Source organism: Affinundibacterium nitidum, assembly GCF_014284155.1.
Taxonomy (GTDB): Bacteria; Pseudomonadota; Gammaproteobacteria; order Burkholderiales; family Burkholderiaceae_D; genus Undibacterium; species Undibacterium nitidum.
In genome coordinates this window covers 524747-542609 of sequence record NZ_JACOFZ010000001.1, presented here as the reverse complement: position 1 = coordinate 542609, position 17863 = coordinate 524747, and the positions used below count along the sequence as shown (strand labels likewise).

Here is a 17863-nt window from a genome sequence, read left to right as displayed (position 1 = left end):
TCAATGAAGTTTGATGGGGTGAATATTAATCAGCTTGCATCATTTACTGGTATTTTGACATCGATCTGCGTGCCTTTACCAACGGCAGATTCAAGTTGGAAGCTACCATTGAGTGCCTTGATTCGTTCACGCATGCCAACTAAGCCGAAAGAGCGCGTTTTATTCATGGCGCCTTCTTCAATGCCTCGGCCATCATCTTTGATGCGAAGATAGAGACTATTGTCGTCGCGCTCAAAGCTTATTTTCACATGATTCGCTTTCGCATGGCGAGCAACATTCGTGAGCGACTCTTGAACGATACGGAAGATAGCTGTGCTTTTCTCATCATTGAGAATCAGTTGTTCCTCATCAGCGATCAGATCGCAATGAACACCGTGACGTTGTGAAAACTCTTTCTGCAAGGTTTGTAATGCAAAGAACAAGCCGCCTTCATCCAAAGCTCTCGGCCGTAAATCGGTGGCGATACGACGTAGCGTGGTGATCGACGTCAGTAATAGCTGATCCATACTACTCAGCGTCATTCTTGACTTCTCAGTCATGGATTGGTCACGTTGTAAAAGCGATAAATCCATCCGTAATGCGGCGAGTAGCTGGCCAAGGTCATCATGTAATTCACGTGCGATGTGTTTGCGTTCTTCTTCACGTATGCTCTGTAAAGCAGAAGAAAGTTGGCTTAGTTGCGTGTGATACTGCGCTAATTTTTCTTTAGCAATCTTGCGTTCATTGATATCGCGAAAGATCACCGTATAAAAGCGTCTCCCATTTTCGACTAGGCTAGAAATGGAAGCTTCGATTGGAAATTCACTGCCGTTCGCATGTAGGCCGGTGACATAGAAATCTTCGAAACTGGTTCCCATTTGTCGGCGTGTGGTTCCATGTTGACCGAATGTCTCTACATGCTTCGAGTGCACATGGCGATGGCGCATAGGAATGACCACGTCGATTGGCTGTCCAAGCATTTGTTCAACTTCATAGCCGAATACTTTTGCCGCAGCAGGATTCACCAGAACAATTTTATATTGATCGTCAATCGTCAGAATGCCATCCATTGCGGTCTCAATGACACCAACTAACCTCTGTTTGTTAATGAGAAGTTCGTTCGCTGTTTCTTGCAGTGTTCGCGTACTTTTGATGAGATAGGCGTATGGCGCATGGATGTTAATTGCTACCATGCCACGATAAATGGCGATCGCGGCCATTAACTGAAAGCTGTGGCCTATCAACACAAAGATTTCATCAGCAAAACGATATAGCGAAAAATACACCTCTGATGCTGCCAACATTAGGCTAGCGAAACATAAATAGCCGCGATTGATTTCGAGTAAATCGTTTAGCCGATCCGGATTAACAGTTTTGATCTGACGATAAAAATAATAAGCACTGCAAATATTGAGTAAAACCAAAACAATCTCGCACGCTATCTTAAAAGTTGTTTGCCCACTTTGTTCAAGATAAGTCGTAGGCAGAATTTCTGGGTATTTAAAAATTAAGACGGTAGATGCGACTGTGGCAGTAAGGCCAATCGCGACACTAATATTTGAGCGGATATTGCTGACTAGTTTGTCGCTCGGACGCAGAGCAAGTCCAAGTAATGTGAGGGTAATGATGAGACGGGATATGAGCCAGAAACTCAGTGACTTATGCATGTCTATCGCATGCAAGAAGCCAGGCATTCCTTGAAACGAGAGCGCATGAAAGAAGCCTAGGATGGCTGCACACAAAAAAGAAACGGCGAGTATCAGGCTACTGCGATTACGTCGTTCACCGAAAGCGTTCCAGCAAACAATGAAAACCGAAATGAACAGAACGATGGTGGTTGTTTCAAGTGCAGTATGAAAAGCAAGCGCATTACTAATTTTAATGCTGGCGAGGGAGGCGTGGTTTAACCATAACATCACTGAAACGATGCACAGAAATACGCTGGCTAAGCCTAAGAGTTTGAAGTCCCGACTGCTAATAGAGGTGTGATGTAGCATATGCATTTGGCAAAAAAGACGACACTCGATTTTACCTAGTTTTGTTATTCAACGCTGTATCAGACAATGGTCTGTGTGCTTTTGGTCACTTTAGTTTAAAAAGGAGCAGCGATGGTTTTACTGGTAAACGAAAACTGGCACTTGCGTGAAGTACCAGTGTTTTGTTGGGATTTGACTGATGGCCTTTTCTTCGAGTTCGCCTTAGTGCGACATAAGCACTGGTAGGTTCATATTTTCAAGTATGTGGCGAGTGACACCGCCCATTACCATCTCGCGAAAACGCGAGTGCCCGTAAGCGCCCATGACCAATAGACTTGCGTCAAGTTCTTTGGAAATTTGCAGGATCGCGTCGCCGATATCGTTTTTACTGAAACGAACGCAAACTTCAACTTTGATGCCATGTCTCGCTAAATACAAAGCAATGTCTGCACCTGGTTCATCACCGTGTGCTTCTGCATTTGCACCGGGATTGAGAATTAAAATCTGAACGGAGTTTGCTTTTTTTAATACAGGGATCGAGTCAGTGACTGCACGCGCCGCTTCACGGCTGCCATCCCACGCAATTACAACACGTCGGCTGATGTTCGTGTGCGCCCCAGCGTATGGGATGATCAAAGTCGGACGGCCAGCGTTGACCACCATGAACTCAGGAAAGTCGGACATCACTGAAGGGGAGGGCTCGTGAGGATTGGATTGCCCGATAACAATTAAATCACAGTATCTGGCACGTAAGCCTAAGCCTCCATTGGCTTCATCATTTGCGATGTTCGCTTCGAATTGATTGCCACCTAAACTATTGCAGTCATAGTTGAAGCGCTCGATTGCTCGCTCAGCACGTTTGTGCAAGTCATTGAGGTGTAGGCCAATATTGGGGTCACTAATGCTAAAGTCGCTTCCTTCGAAGACGTAACGTGAAATACCGGTGACAGCCAAACCAATTAGATGAGAATCAAATTGTTTTGCCAGTTCATGCGCGACAATCGTGCGTTGCGTTGCATGTTTAGAGTCTTCGACGTGAACGAGTATGCTCTTGTAGGTCATTCTGCTCTCCCCAATGTGCCGTTAAGCTTTTTTGCTTAGTTCATTGCTGTACTTAATTCAGAATTCCACTGTGGAAGCAAATTTTTGTTGACGAGTGCGGAGACTTTTTCGGCAACCTTGATTTTTGCTTTAGCTGGTGGCAAGCGTCGTAATGTTTTTAAGGCAGCTGTATCAAGTAAATTAATCTCGCGCTGCTCGACTGAAATCATACCGAGTTCGTTTAGCGCTGAGAGTGTGCGGCTTACCGTTTCCAGTGTAAGGCCCAAATAACTGCCAATTTCTTGACGTGTCATACGTAAGTTGAAGCTGCGACCTGAGTAACCCATTTGGCTAAAACGCTCACCTAAGTTGGTCAGGAATCGGGCTACTTTGGCTTCGGCGCTGAGTGCGCTCAACATACTGATCATCATTTGCTCGCGCACAATCTCACGACTCATCACACTGAACATTGCTTGTTCGAGTTCAACATGGATGCGTCCTAAGGCTGCGAAGGTTTTGTATGGTACTAAAATCATGTCACAATCAGTCAGTGCAATCGCTTCAGACGCGTGATGTTGTTTGTGGATACCATCGATGCCGAGAATGTCACCTTTCATTGGAAAACTCAAGACTTGTTCGTTGCCGAATTCATCGATATGGATCGTTTTTACGAAACCAGAATTGACGATGTAGAGGGTGTCGAATGCCTGGCCAATACGGTGGATGCGATGACCAGCTTTGTAGCGTACATGTTGGAACAGTGTATCTTCTTCATCGGCCGTGACTGGCGCAGGGATGGTCAGTAACTCACATACTTGACGAAGATTAGACCAGAGACTTCCCTGTTGGCGCCATGGAGTATCGGTATGGGAAACGACATCTGCATTGCGTTTTGGTTGGGAGAGCATAGATAAATTCGACATGATGTTTCCTCTGTAAGATGAAATTGAAACACTAAAACAATATTAAAAATAAGAACTCTGGAATTTAATGCGCTGGGCCATGTGTCTGCCAACGTTGCAAAATATTTGGTATTTGTTCGAAATCGGTAGATTTATCGAGAAAGCTATCCGCACCAGCACGCAGTGCCTGCATGCGATTGGCTTCATTCGAATGGTTGGTTAAGACGACTACGCGTACTTCCGGGATCGAGGATTTTATTTTTTTGAGTAAGCCCAAGCCGTTGCCGTCGCTGAGTTGGATATCCAAGATCATGGCATCAGCATGCGTATCGACGATTTTGTCGTAGGCACCAGCGATTTCCGCTGAAACACCGACGATGCTGACATCGGGCAATTCTTCGATGAACCGTACTAAGCGGTTTTGGATGAGCAGCGAGTCTTCGATGATAAACAGGTTCATGGCGCGTTTGATTTGATTGAACACAGCATTGTTTGCATGTGTTCATTATGATCAGTCGCGTTGTTGATTTAAATCAGGGTTCCCTGATTTGAAGTGTGGGAGTTTGCTGCGGGGGTGTTAGGAATATTCCTACAACGCTGGACGTTGTAGGTCATAGAGATGGTGGAATGCAGAGTTTTTCACTGATTTAATTTAGTAAATGATGTGCAATGGCGTATTGCACTAGATCAGAGATTGAGTTTAAACCCATTTTTTGCATGATCCTTGTCTTATGGGTGCTTACTGTCTTGACGCTCAGATGCAGCATGTCGCCAATTTCTGTAATCGACTTGCCTTTGGCAAGATGGCAAAAAACTTCAAACTCACGATCAGAGAGTGACGTATGCGAAGCATCACCGCTCGCAGGCATTGCGGACATCGCCAATTGTTCTGCGACTTCCATGCTTATGTAAGGGCGACCAGAAGCTACTTTGCGCAGGGCCGTTACTAATTGTGTGCCTGCGCTTTCTTTCGTGAGATAGCCGTTCGCTCCTGCGCGAATGGCTCTCACCGCATACTGTTCCTCTTCATGCATGGTCAAGATCAAGATGGGCAACTTAGGAAACTCATCTTTAATTTGGTGAATTAAGTCTACGCCGCTACGTCCAGGCATAGAGAGGTCGAGTAGAAGAACGTCGAAGCTTTCAGAGCGTACCTTGGTAATGGTGTCATGACCATCGATTGCTTCACCTATTACTTGAATATCTTCGATCCCATCAAGAATGCGCTTAAGCCCTTCGCGCATGATGGTATGGTCGTCTGCAATCAGGATTCGAATCATAATTTTCTATTTGTTTTAAGGCGTGCTGATTTTTGTTTGTGTTTCTATAATTTTTCTATCGGCGATGAAATTTAAGTGATCTCGCGAACTTTAAATTGTCGACCTTTTATTTTGCAGTGACTTAATTTTTCTAGGGCATGGTCAGCCACACTGCGTTCGATAGCGACATAGCTGTTAAATTCGAATACGTTGATCTTTCCTACTTGATCTTTGCGTAAGCCCACATCGCCAGTCAAGGCGCCAAGTAAATCACCTGGTCGCAGTTTATCCTTCTTGCCGCCAGATATGCAGATGCTGATGTTAGGTGCGATTAGGTGTTCAGAGTTTGTATCGAGTGCGTCGAGTGACTTCCATGTAGCTTCACGATTTTGATACTCTTCGATGAGTCGAACCCATTTTTTTTCGTTCGTCGCTGCCAAGGTCAGGGCAAGACCACGTTCCCCAGCACGGCCAGTGCGACCAATGCGGTGAATGTGAACTTCGGTGTCTTTTGAAACATCAGCATTAATTACTGCGCCCAATGACTGAATATCGATCCCACGTGCAGCGACATCGGTAGCAACTAGGACGGAGCAACTTTGATTAGCAAACAAAACGAGAATTTCATCTCGATCCCGTTGTTCGAGGTCTCCGTGGAGAGCTAGCGCAGTAATGCCTTGCTGTTGTAGTTCATAGGCAAGCTCGTCACAATGTATTTTAGTATTGCAAAACACAATACTGGATTTCGGTTGGTAGTGTAGTAACAATTGAGCGACCGCCGAGTTGCGTCCTTCAGACGAAACTTCAAAAAAATATTGTTCGATTTGCTGGTCCGCGTGTTGGCTCTCTACTTTGATTTCTACTGGATCTCGCAGAAAGCCCTGGCTGGCTTGACGAATGTCATCAGGATAAGTGGCTGAAAAGAGTAGAGTTTGACGGCGCGGCGAGCAGGCTGCGACGATACCTACAATGTCGTCGTAGAAGCCCATATCGACCATGCGGTCCGCTTCATCGAGCACAAGAGTTTGAATTGTGCTGAGACGGATGGAGCTGCGCCCGATATGATCGAGTAAGCGCCCTGGGGTGCCAACGACGATATGTGCACCGTGTTCGAGCGACGCAATTTGTGGGCGCATGGGGGTGCCGCCACACAAGGTGAGTATTTTGATATTCGGGATAGCACGAGCGAGACGTCTTAATTCATTTGATACTTGGTCAGCTAATTCGCGGGTTGGGCAAATGACCAAAGCCTGGGTGGCAAAATAAGCTGGATTCAGCTTGTTTAATATTCCTATGCCGAAAGCTGCAGTTTTTCCACTTCCTGTTTTCGCTTGGGCGATTAAATCTTTATGTTCCAGCATAACAGGAATACTTTCCGCCTGAATTGCTGTCATTTCTAGGTAACCGAGTGATGTAACACTCTCAAGTAGGCTTGGATTGATTGGAAGATTGGAAAACAGTGCTGGGTTAGACATAATCGGCTTGCGCAGTAGGGAATGGGCGAAGTCTACCAGTTGCTCTGACGAATCTCTATGAAATTAGCGTGTATTCGCCTCGAAGCCGAGTTATAAGATGATTTTTCATGTTTTTATTTTAATTTTCTCTTCAATTCATTATGATTATTGACATGTTCCCTAGAGGAAGGGGTTTCATGGTAAAATCTAAGGTTAGATGAATTCTTGAGTTTTTTGTCTTAACCCTTTCTTTTTATTGGAGTTTTTAGATGGCTATCGAACGTACATTATCTATTATTAAACCTGACGCAGTTGCAAAAAATGTTATCGGTCAAATCGTCAGTCGCTTTGAAGGCGCTGGCTTGAAAGTTGTTGCTGCTCGCTTGACACAATTGTCCCGCGCTGAAGCAGAAGGCTTCTACGCTGTGCACGCTGCTCGCCCATTCTTCAAAGATTTGGTCGACTTCATGATTTCTGGTCCAGTATTTGTACAAGTATTGGAAGGCGAAGGCGCGATTTTGAAAAATCGTGACTTGATGGGTGCAACTGATCCAAAGAAAGCAGAAAAAGGCACAATTCGCGCTGATTTCGCTGAATCTATCGATGCAAATGCGGTTCACGGTTCTGATGCTGCTGAAACAGCTGCAGTTGAAATCGCTTACTTCTTCCCAGCTTTGAACGTGTACTCACGTTAATCTGAGAAAAACTGATTTGGTAATAATAATGCCTGACCTAGATTAGGTTGGGCATGAAAGAATAATTGACATGACGGCTCTCACTAATTTGTTGGATTTTGATCCTGCTCAACTGGTTGCATATTGCGGCGAGTTGGGTGAGAAGCCGTTTCGTGCCAAGCAATTGCAGCGCTGGATTCACCAATTCGGCGCGAGTAATTTTGATGAGATGACTGATCTAGCGAAGTCTTTGCGCGAAAAGTTGGCTGGACGTGCGCACATCGCTGCACCCGCCATTATCAGTGATCACACGTCAACCGATGGTACACGTAAGTGGTTGGTTGATGTTGGTAACGGCAATGCCGTTGAAACCGTTTTTATTCCTGAAGAAAATCGTGGCACTTTGTGTGTGTCGACGCAGGCTGGTTGTGCGGTAAATTGCCGCTTTTGCTCAACCGGAAAACAAGGATTTAATCGCAACTTAAGTGTGGGTGAAATTATCGGCCAATTATGGATGGCTGAGTTTGAGTTGCGTCGTACTAAAGGCATAGAGCCCGGCCCTAAAGGCGAACGTCAAATCACGAATGTGGTGATGATGGGTATGGGGGAGCCACTACTCAATTTTGAGCCGACAGTGACGGCATTGAAGTTGATGCTCGACGACAATGCCTATGGTTTGTCGCGCCGTCGCGTTACTTTGTCAACGAGTGGCGTTGTGCCCATGATTGATAAGCTGTCGAAAGAGTGTCCAGTTGCGTTGGCGGTATCTTTGCACGCGTCGAACGATGCTTTGCGTGATGGTTTGGTGCCGCTCAATAAGAAATATCCTTTACATGAATTGATGGATGCTTGTCGCCGCTATTTGGACTACGCGCCACGTGATTTCATTACTTTTGAATACTGCATGTTGGATGGTGTCAATGACACCGATCAGCATGCCCGTGAATTGGTGAACTTGGTCAAGACGGTGCCGTGCAAGTTCAACTTAATACCATTTAATCCTTTCCCAGAATCTGGTTTGAAGCGTTCTAATAACGCTCGTATTAAAGTATTTGCTCAGATCTTGATGGATGCTGGAATTGTGACCACGGTTCGTAAGACGCGTGGTGATGATATTGATGCGGCATGTGGACAATTGGCTGGCGAGGTGCAAGATCGAACGCGTGTGCAAGAGCGTATGCAGCAGATGGCGGAGTATCAGAAGAAGTTTGGTCCAAATTTTGGGAAAATTGTGGAGATCAAAAAATGACATACGTGCGATTGTTGTTTTGTTTGGCTTTCTCTGCTTTGCTTTTGCTCTCGACTGGCTGTTCAAGTCAGCGTTTTGTGAGTGAAAGTGATGCCCGCGCTGCAGCTGATAGTCCTGAACTTCGTCGTCGAGTCAGTCTTCGCATGCAATTGGCAATCGAGTACTACCAAGCTGGGCAGCTGCAGTCTGCATTGGAAGAAGTGCGTCAGGTTCTTTTGGCGGCACCAAATACTGCGAATGCATATAGTTTGCGTGCCTTGATTCAAATGGACTTAAATGATGTTGAGCATGCTGAGCAGAACTTTCAATATGCGATGAAATTGGAGCCTCGAAATTCCGATATTACCAATAATTATGGCTGGTTCTTGTGCCAGACAAACCGCGAACGAGAATCTGTCGCGTTGTTTGAAAAAGTGATGGCGGATCGCATGTATGCAACGCCAGAAAAAGCAATGATTAATGCGGGTGTTTGTAGTTTGCGTTTGAAGGATATTAAAAACGCAGAGCGATATTTCATGATGGGGTACCAAATACAACCCGGCAACCCTTCAATCAACGCGAATTTGGCCAAGATTTTTTTCGATCGTGCTCAATTTGAAAAGGCTCGATTTTACATCCAACGTGTGATCAAAGATGAGATTTTTGCGGCTGATGTTTTGTGGTTAGCGATCAAGATTGATTCTAAGCTTGGTGATCAAAGTTCTGTGGCGAATTTGGGGACCCAATTACGCCGACGTCATCCCAATTCAAAAGAGTACGCATTGTTTCAGAAGGGTGCATTTAATGAATGAGGTTTCGGAAAGTCAGTCGATGGGGCAGGCAACTAGCGATGCGCAAGTGCCATTGATTATGAATGTGAACTCAGTCGGCGGGCGTTTGGCTCAGGCAAGGGAGCAGCGCGGTTGGACCGTGCAATATGTTGCTGAACAATTGAAATTGTCGCAAACGCAAATCTTAGCGCTGGAGTCGGACCAGTTAGATAAGTTACCAAAGCTTGTAATAGTGCGTGGTTTTGTAAGAGCGTATTCGAAACTACTGCGAATCGATGCTGAACCTTTAATGAGCTTATTGCCTCAAGACTCAGAGCCCGTGCACCTAGAGGCTTCATTACGTCCTGCACTCTCAACACCATTTATCGAGTCGCGAGCTTCGTTGTCAGGCCATCAAGAAAATAACCGAAGATACATGGTCGGCATGCTAGTCTTGTTGTTCGTGGTTGCAGTAATTCTATTTTTTCAGCGAACGGATTACGGGCAGAGTCTTCAAACTTGGATTTTTGGTGGAGGAGTGAAGGCTTCATCAAGTATTTCGGGAGCGCCATCAATTGAGGTTCCGGTGAGTCCAGTAAATCCACCTAGCGACGCGATTCAAGGTGGCGCGAGCGCACCGCTTGATGCAGTAGGAAGTGCCGCATCGACTGCGCAGCAACAAGATGTCATGAGCGCGGAACCGGGAGTTACAACATCTCCAGTGGTCGCCGCGCCAGCATCTGCGGTCGTTGGTGCTGAACGAGTAGTGCAATCGACGGCATCAGTGCCCATTGCAGGCGCATCTGCGGCATCGGCAACGGATGCAAAACTGGATGTAAATGATTCACTCACTTTGAGATTTAAGCAGGATTCTTGGATCTTTGTTAAAGCAGATGGCGGTGCAGTCCTGAGTTCGCATCTGGCAAAGGCAGGCACAGAAGAAACTTTTGCTGTTAAGCAGGGCATATTCATGAAAATCGGAAATGCTGCCGGAGTTGAGGTAATCTTGCGTGGAAAGCCCTTTGCCATTACCCCAGAACGAGACAGTAAAGTCGCAAATGTTAGTGTGAAATAACATGGGATTTGAATTGAACGAAATTCGCACTGGAGCGCTTTTGAGGCGTCTCACGAAAACCGTCTCGGTGGTGCATGGCAGTCGAATTGTGAGAATCGGTGGTGACGCACCCGTTGTGGTGCAGTCGATGACGAATACTGATACCGCAGATGTTATTGGAACGGCAATTCAGATTAAAGAATTGGCTCGCGCTGGTTCTGAGATCGTGCGTTTAACAGTGAATAATCCTGAGGCTGCCAAAGCTGTCCCTGAGATTCGCGAACAACTTGATAAGATGGGCGTGGACGTGCCACTAGTTGGCGACTTTCATTACAACGGGCACACTCTTTTAAGTGAATATCCCGCATGTGCAGAAGCCTTATCAAAGTATAGAATTAATCCTGGTAATGTTGGACAGGGAGCGAAACGTGACACTCAGTTTGCTCAAATGATTGAGTTGGCCTGTCGCTATGATAAGCCAGTTCGGATTGGTGTTAATTGGGGAAGTCTTGATCAGAGCTTGCTCGCTAGAGTAATGGATGAAAATGCCAGCCGCGCTCAGCCCTTAAGTGCTCAAACAGTCATGTATCAAGCCTTGATTACATCGGCAATTGAAAGTGCTCAACGTGCGGAAGAGTTGGGTTTGGCGGGCGATAAGATTATTTTGTCCTGTAAAGTCTCTGGTGTTCAAGATTTGATCGCAGTCTACAGGGAACTCGCAACCCGTTGCCATTATCCTTTGCACTTAGGATTGACTGAAGCTGGTATGGGTAGTAAGGGAATTGTCGCCTCGACTGCAGCTTTGTCTGTTTTGATGCAAGAGGGAATTGGTGACACAATCCGTATTTCCTTAACGCCGGAGCCTGGTGGCGATCGATGTAAGGAAGTGTTTGTTGCCCAAGAGATTTTACAGACGATGGGCTTGCGTAAATTCATGCCTATGGTAATTGCTTGCCCTGGTTGTGGTCGTACGACGTCGACTGTATTTCAAGAGCTTGCTGATCAAATTCAAAGCTATTTGCGTGAGCAAATGCCAGTGTGGAAGTCGGAATACCCCGGAGTCGAAAGCATGAACGTTGCCGTGATGGGCTGTATCGTGAATGGCCCTGGTGAGTCTAAGCATGCAAATATCGGCATCAGTCTGCCAGGTACCGGCGAATCGCCTGCGGCGCCAGTTTTTATCGATGGAGTTAAAGCGATGACGCTGCGTGGCGAGAATATTGCGAAAGATTTTCAAAAAATTGTATTGGACTATGTCCAAAGTCATTATTCGACGAAATAATCAGAATTGACTCGCGATTTGAATTTAGCTGCATGTAGTTATCGAAAAAAGAAATGGAAGTTCGAGCATGGCTCAAGAAAAGAAAATTGAGAAGATTGTTGGCATCAAAGGGATGAATGACATTCTCCCAGAGCAGTCGGCACTGTGGGAATTATTCGAAAATACGGTGCAATCTGTACTCAAAAGCTACGGTTTTCAACAGATGAGAACACCGATTGTCGAGGCAACTCCTTTGTTCGCACGCGGTTTGGGTGAGGTGACTGATATCGTCGAAAAAGAGATGTACTCTTTTGAGGACTCAATGAATGGCGATAAACTTACCTTGCGCCCTGAGAATACGGCGGGAATTGTCCGATCCGCGATCGAACATAATTTGACTTATGAAGGTCCAAAACGTGTTTGGTATAACGGTCCAATGTTCCGCCACGAGAAGCCACAACGCGGACGTTATCGTCAATTCCATCAGGTCGGTGCTGAGGCGCTAGGATTCTCTGGACCTGATATTGATGCTGAGTTGATTGTCATGTGTCAACGTCTTTGGGACGATCTTGGCTTGCAAAACATTCGTTTGGAGCTAAACTCCATCGGCGATGCTGAGGAGCGTAAAGCGCACAGGGCAGAATTAATTGCTTACTTTGAACAGCATCAGGCTCTGCTCGATGAAGAGGCAAAGCGTCGTCTGTACACGAACCCTTTGCGTATTCTTGATACGAAGAACCCCGCGCTGCAAGAAATAGCCACTAATGCGCCGAAACTCTTAGATTTTTTAGGAGAAGAATCGCGGGCTCACTTTGAGGGGCTACAAAAAATTCTGCGCCACAATAGCATTCCATTCACAATCAATCCGCGATTGGTGCGGGGCATGGATTATTACAATCGCACTGTGTTTGAATGGGTGACCGATGAACTAGGCTCTCAAGGTACAGTGTGCGGCGGTGGTCGTTACGATTCATTGTTCAGTATCTTTGGCGGTAAACCAACACCTGCATGTGGATTCGCCATGGGGGTTGAACGTTTACTTGAACTTATGAAAGCGAACGGTGATGGTAACGTTGCTAGTCTATGCGATGTTTATCTTGTGCATCAAGGTGAAGATGCGCGGATGCAATCCTTCGTTTTAGGCGAGCGTTTGCGTGATGCTGGGCTAGATGTTGTGTTACATTGCGCATCTGCGACTGGTGTTGGAAGTTTCAAATCTCAGATGAAGAAGGCTGACGCTAGTGGTGCTGCTTTTGCTGTCATTATTGGAGAGGATGAGGCAAAAGCTGAAACCGTCAGCGTAAAGTCTTTGCGTTCTGAAGATTTTGAAAATAATCAAGTTAGTGTTCCTTTTAGTGCTGCGGTAGACTTTCTGGTCGACCAGATTGTCTCGGGTGGCGAAGAAGAGGGGCAATGTAATAATCCAAATCATATTCACATTCATCATTAAGAACTAAAAAATGGCATACGATCTCGAAGAGCAAGAACAGATAGACACCCTAAAAGCGTGGTGGAAGCAATACGGTAACTTGGTAACGTGGTTGGCAATCGCCGCACTCTCAGCATTTGCAGCGTGGACAGCTTATAACAGCTACCAGAGAAAGCAATCACTAGAAGCATCTACCTTGTACGATGAAGTGCAAAGAGCGGTGTCATTGAACGATAATTCTAAAGTTCAAGCCGCTTCTGCACTTGTCGTTGATAAGTTCGGTAGCACTAGCTATGCGACGATGGCGACTTTGGCCGCGGCAAAGAGTGCATACGATGTGAATGACATTAAGGTTGCGAAAGATAAGTTGAACTGGGTGGCCGATAAAGGAAGTTCGGCTGAATTCAAAGCAATCGCACGTTTACGACTTGCCGCGATTGCTCTCGATGAAAAGAATTACGATGAAGGTTTCAAGCTCTTGAATGCTGAATTTCCTTCTGAGTTTGCTGCCGACGTATTGGATCGTAAAGCAGATCTTTTTGTAGCTCAAAATAAAATAAACGATGCTCGCTCCTCTTACAAGGCAGCGCTAGATAAAATGGCGGAAAAACATACGGGGCGACAACTGGTGCAAATTAAGTTGGATGCCATCGGTGGTCCGCTCGAAGCAAAAGTCGACACTACGCCTGCTAAAAAATAATCTGGGACTGAATATGTTTTTACGTGCTTCAACCTCCGCGTTACTTGCTTTGACTTTGCTCAGTGGGTGTTCTACTTGGTCTTGGAATCCTTTCTCAAAGCCTGATCCGAAAACCGCACCAGCTGAGTTGCAAAATTTTAGTTCCACAATGGCTGTTAAAGCTGCATGGACAGTGAATGTTGGCGGTGCTGGCGAATACATGTTTAGCCCTGTCAACGTTGGTTCCAATGTTTATGCGGCGTCAGCTGACGGCACCATTGTTAAGATTAACTCGCTAAATGGTCAGGTCCAGTGGAAAGTGCGTGCAGACACAAACTTAACTGCAGGTATAGGTGCAAGTGAAAAGCTTGTGGCTGTTGGTGGACAAAAAGGGATGTTGTTTGCATTTGATGCACAAGGGAAATCCCTATGGAAAGTACAAGCATCTTCTGAAATTCTTGCTTCACCGGTTGTCGCTGGAAATTTAGTTCTTGTGCATACCATCGACAATCGAGTCGCTGCTTACGATGCAATGACCGGTGTAAATAAGTGGACTCTCGAGCGTCCATTGCCATTGTTAACTCTGCGCGTTGCAACGGGTATCGCGGTTAAGGAGCAGGTGGCATATATTTCAACCCCGGGCGGCAAATTGATCGCTGTTGCGCTGCAGAACGGCGGCTTGCGTTGGGAAGTGAATGCAGCGGAGCCAAAGGGGGCCACTGAGTTGGAGCGAGTAGTTGATATGTCGGGCGCGCCAGTTATCGTCAATAACAATGTCTGTGCCGTGACTTACCAAGGTCGTGTCGGATGTTTTGATATCTCCAATGGGACCAATCGATGGAATAAAGAGATTTCCAGCGAAGTTGGGATCTCTGCTGATGAACGGTTTGTTTTTGCGGCTGACAATCAAGGTGCAGTTTCCGGTTACGCATTAAGTGGCGGCGCAAATGTTTGGAAGAATGACAAATTAACACGTCGTGATTTGTCTGCGCCGACATCTTTTGGTCGCGCTGTCGCGGTCGGTGATCGTTTTGGATTTGTCCACTTCTTGTCTCGAGAAGATGGTGTTTTTATAGCTCGTATGCCAACTGATGGAAGTAAGATTATTTCTACTCCCTTGGTCGTTGGTAATAATCTGATTGTTCAGACAAAATCGGGCGCTGTTGTCGCATTTGCGACGGAATAAGTTAATGAAACCAGTTATTGCTTTAATCGGTCGACCCAATGTCGGCAAGTCCACTTTATTTAATCGCTTGACGCGTACGCGTGATGCTTTAGTGGCAGATCTTCCTGGTCTGACTCGCGATCGCCATTATGGCGAGGGGCGAGTCGGCGAGCGACCATTTTTAGTGATCGATACTGGTGGTTTCGAGCCTGTTGCCAAAGAAGGCATCATGCACGAAATGGCGAAGCAAACTAAGCAAGCAGTGGCTGAAGCTGACGTTGTCATTTTTTTGGTCGATGGACGTCAAGGTTTAACGCCGCATGACAAGACGATCACTGATTTTTTGCGTAAATCTGGACGTTCGGTAATGCTGGTCGTAAATAAAGCGGAAGGTATGCGTTATACCAGTGTCACAGCTGATTTTTATGAGCTTGGTTTGGGAGATCCTTACGTAATCTCATCTGCTCATGGTGATGGCGTGGCGGATTTGGTTGAAGAAGCGTTGGATATTGCATTTGCGTCCCGTCCAGATGAACTGAATGAGCCTGAAAACAATAATAAGGGAATTAAGATCGCAATTGTGGGTCGTCCGAATGTCGGAAAATCAACCTTGGTCAATACTTTACTCGGTGAAGAGCGGGTAATCGCATTTGATATGCCAGGTACAACTCGCGATTCCATTGAAATTCCTTTTGAACGCGACGGGCAACAATATACTTTGATTGATACCGCAGGTATTCGTCGACGCGGTAAGGTGTTTGAAGCAATCGAGAAATTCTCTGTGGTCAAGACTTTGCAATCGGTCTCTGAGGCCAACGTCGTCTTATTGTTGCTTGACGCCCAACAAGATATCTCCGAACAAGATGCGCATATCGCTGGGTTTATTTTGGAATCGGGTCGAGCCTTGGTCGTCGGTGTCAATAAGTGGGACGGTCTCCAAAGTGATCGTCGCGATGAAATTAAGATGGACATCGAACGTAAATTAAACTTTTTGACATTTGCCAAGTTCCATTTTATTTCGGCGCTAAAATCGACTGGGATTAGTCCATTGATGAAGTCGATCGATGCAGCTTATGAAGCCGCGATGGTGAATTTGTCTACGCCAAAATTGACTCGAGCTTTGATTGAGGCAGTTGAGCATCAACAGCCAAAGCGTAAAGGTTCGATTCGTCCGAAGATGCGTTATGCGCATCAAGGTGGTCAAAATCCTCCGATTATTGTCATTCACGGTAATGCTTTGGAGGCGATTGGTGATGTGTATAAACGTTACTTGGAAAAACATTTCCGTGAGACTTTTTCTTTAACTGGTACGCCACTTCGCATTGAATTTCGCTCTGGCAAAAATCCTTTCACTAAAGAAGCTAAGTAATTTTCAGTTCAGTGCACTTTTTAGTTCGTTAAATTGTGTTGCAGTATTTAAAAAAATGTTTTCTCGTGGTATTGTTATTATCTTTAGAACACTTGAAATAAACTTAGGCGTCCCCAACTCCTAATCACAACAACATAATGGAGCTGTTATGAGCAACAAAGGGCAATTGTTACAAGACCCATTCTTAAACGCACTGCGGAAAGAGCATATTCCTGTCTCTATCTATTTGGTGAATGGCATCAAACTCCAAGGGCATGTTGAATCTTTCGATCAATATGTGGTCTTGTTGCGTAACACCGTGACACAAATGGTCTATAAGCACGCGATCTCCACCGTTGTTCCGGCTCGTGCCGTTAGTATTAACTCTGATTCTGAAACTGAGTAATTTGTTTGAATTTTTATCGCTTTAGTAATTGTTGGTTCATATGCGCGCCGGTTTAGTTGGCGTGGACTTCGGCAAAGGTGATTTTGCTGCAAGTTTAGATGAGCTTTCTCAGCTCGCGCTTACAGCGGGAGCTGAGACAATCACAAGCATCGCCTGCAAGCGCTCCAGTCCCGATGCGGCGCTTTTCGTTGGGTCAGGAAAAGCTGATGAGATAGCTCATGCAGTGATCGATCTGGCTCTCGATATCATTATTTTCAATCATGCCTTATCACCCGCTCAGCAGCGTAACTTGGAGAGGCATTTAAAAGTTCGTGTGGTTGACCGTACAAGTCTTATCTTGGATATTTTCGCGCAAAGGGCGAAGAGTCATGAGGGTAAAGTTCAGGTCGAACTTGCTCAACTCCAGCATTTAGCTACTCGTCTTGTAAGAGGTTGGACTCATCTTGAGCGCCAAAAAGGTGGTATTGGCCTTCGCGGCCCAGGTGAAACCCAATTGGAAACTGATCGACGCCTCCTTGGTGAGCGAGTCAAGATGCTCAAGGCAAAGATGGAGAAGTTGCATAAGCAGCGAGAAACACAGCGTCGCGCCAGAGGGCGTAATAAGACTTTTTCCGTCTCTTTGGTTGGGTATACCAACGCAGGAAAGTCGACGCTATTCAACACGCTAACGAAAGCAGGTAGTTATGCTGCAAATCAATTGTTTGCCACCCTTGATACAACGTCACGTCGCCTATATCTAGAGGGGGTTGGTAATATTGTTGTGTCCGATACAGTTGGCTTTATTCGTGATTTGCCACATCAATTGGTAGCATCATTCAGGGCGACGCTGGAAGAAACGATTCATGCCGATTTGCTACTCCATGTCGTGGATGCTGGTAGTTCAGTGAGAAATGATCAAATTGAACAGGTCAATCATGTCTTGAAGGAAATTGGTGCAGATCATATTCCACAGCTCTTAGTGTGGAATAAGATCGATCAGACAGTTCTTGACCCCGGGCTAGACAGAGACGAATATGGTAAAATCGAAAGAGTATTTTTGAGCGCCAAAACTGGTGTTGGTTTAGATATTTTGCGATCAGCAATTGTTGAATTAATGCAGGACAGTGCTGCGTACACTTCTGAAATTGATGATGAAACTCATGGTCTTCCATCAGTTTTGCAGTGAACAGTGCAAGTTGTTGTCTGATGAATCCTTATCTGCTGTTGTTAAAAGCAGGTGTTGTTTGTAGCAATTCAAT

17 protein-coding genes are annotated in these 17863 nt (G+C 45.7%); 11 read left to right on the top strand and 6 right to left on the bottom strand.

Going from position 1 to position 17863, the window contains the following annotated elements; translation table 11 throughout:
- Window positions 1–29 precede the first annotated feature (29 nt).
- From H8K36_RS19145 to dbpA, 6 genes are all read right to left on the bottom strand, one after another.
- The gene (locus tag H8K36_RS19145) at window positions 30–1976 is read right to left on the bottom strand and encodes an MASE3 domain-containing protein (RefSeq protein WP_222611098.1); all 1947 of its coding nucleotides are present in this window, start codon (window positions 1974–1976) and stop codon (window positions 30–32) included.
- 201 nt (window positions 1977–2177) lie between these two features.
- Window positions 2178–3017 carry a universal stress protein gene (locus tag H8K36_RS02340; protein WP_186915265.1) on the bottom strand — a complete coding sequence of 280 codons (840 nt, stop codon included), beginning with the start codon at window positions 3015–3017 and terminating at the stop codon, window positions 2178–2180.
- 35 nt (window positions 3018–3052) lie between these two features.
- Window positions 3053–3904 (bottom strand): helix-turn-helix domain-containing protein, encoded by an 852-nt coding sequence (locus H8K36_RS02335; protein WP_186915766.1) that lies wholly within the window; start codon window positions 3902–3904, stop codon window positions 3053–3055.
- Window positions 3905–3983: 79 nt separating this feature from the next.
- Window positions 3984–4358 (bottom strand): response regulator, encoded by a 375-nt coding sequence (locus tag H8K36_RS02330; RefSeq protein WP_186915266.1) that lies wholly within the window; start codon window positions 4356–4358, stop codon window positions 3984–3986.
- Between the two features lie 187 nt (window positions 4359–4545).
- Window positions 4546–5178 carry a response regulator gene (locus H8K36_RS02325; protein WP_186915267.1) on the bottom strand — a complete coding sequence of 211 codons (633 nt, stop codon included), beginning with the start codon at window positions 5176–5178 and terminating at the stop codon, window positions 4546–4548.
- A 71-nt stretch (window positions 5179–5249) separates the two neighbouring features.
- Entirely contained in the window at window positions 5250–6632 is a 1383-nt protein-coding gene (gene dbpA, locus H8K36_RS02320) for an ATP-dependent RNA helicase DbpA (RefSeq protein WP_186915268.1), read from the bottom strand.
- A gap of 248 nt (window positions 6633–6880) precedes the next feature.
- Between dbpA and ndk the strand changes: the two genes are divergently transcribed.
- From ndk to hflX, 11 genes are all read left to right on the top strand, one after another.
- Window positions 6881–7306 carry a nucleoside-diphosphate kinase gene (gene ndk, locus H8K36_RS02315; protein WP_186915269.1) on the top strand — a complete coding sequence of 142 codons (426 nt, stop codon included), beginning with the start codon at window positions 6881–6883 and terminating at the stop codon, window positions 7304–7306.
- Between the two features lie 70 nt (window positions 7307–7376).
- The gene (rlmN, locus tag H8K36_RS02310) at window positions 7377–8534 is read left to right on the top strand and encodes a dual-specificity RNA methyltransferase RlmN (protein ID WP_186915270.1); all 1158 of its coding nucleotides are present in this window, start codon (window positions 7377–7379) and stop codon (window positions 8532–8534) included.
- On the top strand, window positions 8531–9325 hold the full coding sequence (gene pilW, locus H8K36_RS02305; protein ID WP_186915271.1) for a type IV pilus biogenesis/stability protein PilW: 795 nt from the start codon (window positions 8531–8533) through the stop codon (window positions 9323–9325). Before rlmN ends, pilW begins: the two co-directional genes overlap by 4 nt.
- Window positions 9318–10358, top strand: coding sequence for a helix-turn-helix domain-containing protein (locus H8K36_RS02300; RefSeq protein ID WP_186915272.1), 1041 nt, complete (start codon window positions 9318–9320; stop codon window positions 10356–10358). The genes pilW and H8K36_RS02300 overlap by 8 nt, the downstream gene beginning before the upstream one ends.
- Window position 10359: 1 nt before the next feature.
- Window positions 10360–11619: a flavodoxin-dependent (E)-4-hydroxy-3-methylbut-2-enyl-diphosphate synthase gene (gene ispG, locus H8K36_RS02295; protein ID WP_186915273.1), complete on the top strand. Its 1260-nt coding sequence runs from the start codon at window positions 10360–10362 to the stop codon at window positions 11617–11619.
- Between the two features lie 67 nt (window positions 11620–11686).
- A complete protein-coding gene (hisS, locus tag H8K36_RS02290) occupies window positions 11687–13048 on the top strand; it encodes a histidine--tRNA ligase (RefSeq protein WP_186915274.1) in 1362 nt (453 codons plus the stop codon).
- 10 nt (window positions 13049–13058) lie between these two features.
- Entirely contained in the window at window positions 13059–13727 is a 669-nt protein-coding gene (locus tag H8K36_RS02285; protein ID WP_186915275.1) for a YfgM family protein, read from the top strand.
- A gap of 13 nt (window positions 13728–13740) precedes the next feature.
- Window positions 13741–14892: an outer membrane protein assembly factor BamB gene (bamB, locus tag H8K36_RS02280; protein ID WP_230404272.1), complete on the top strand. Its 1152-nt coding sequence runs from the start codon at window positions 13741–13743 to the stop codon at window positions 14890–14892.
- 4 nt (window positions 14893–14896) lie between these two features.
- Complete coding sequence (gene der, locus H8K36_RS02275; RefSeq protein WP_186915277.1) at window positions 14897–16240, top strand: ribosome biogenesis GTPase Der; 1344 nt, start codon at window positions 14897–14899, stop codon at window positions 16238–16240.
- Window positions 16241–16388: 148 nt separating this feature from the next.
- The gene (gene hfq / locus H8K36_RS02270) at window positions 16389–16625 is read left to right on the top strand and encodes an RNA chaperone Hfq (RefSeq protein WP_186915278.1); all 237 of its coding nucleotides are present in this window, start codon (window positions 16389–16391) and stop codon (window positions 16623–16625) included.
- Between the two features lie 40 nt (window positions 16626–16665).
- Window positions 16666–17790 (top strand): GTPase HflX, encoded by a 1125-nt coding sequence (gene hflX / locus H8K36_RS02265; protein ID WP_186915279.1) that lies wholly within the window; start codon window positions 16666–16668, stop codon window positions 17788–17790.
- Window positions 17791–17863 lie beyond the last annotated feature (73 nt).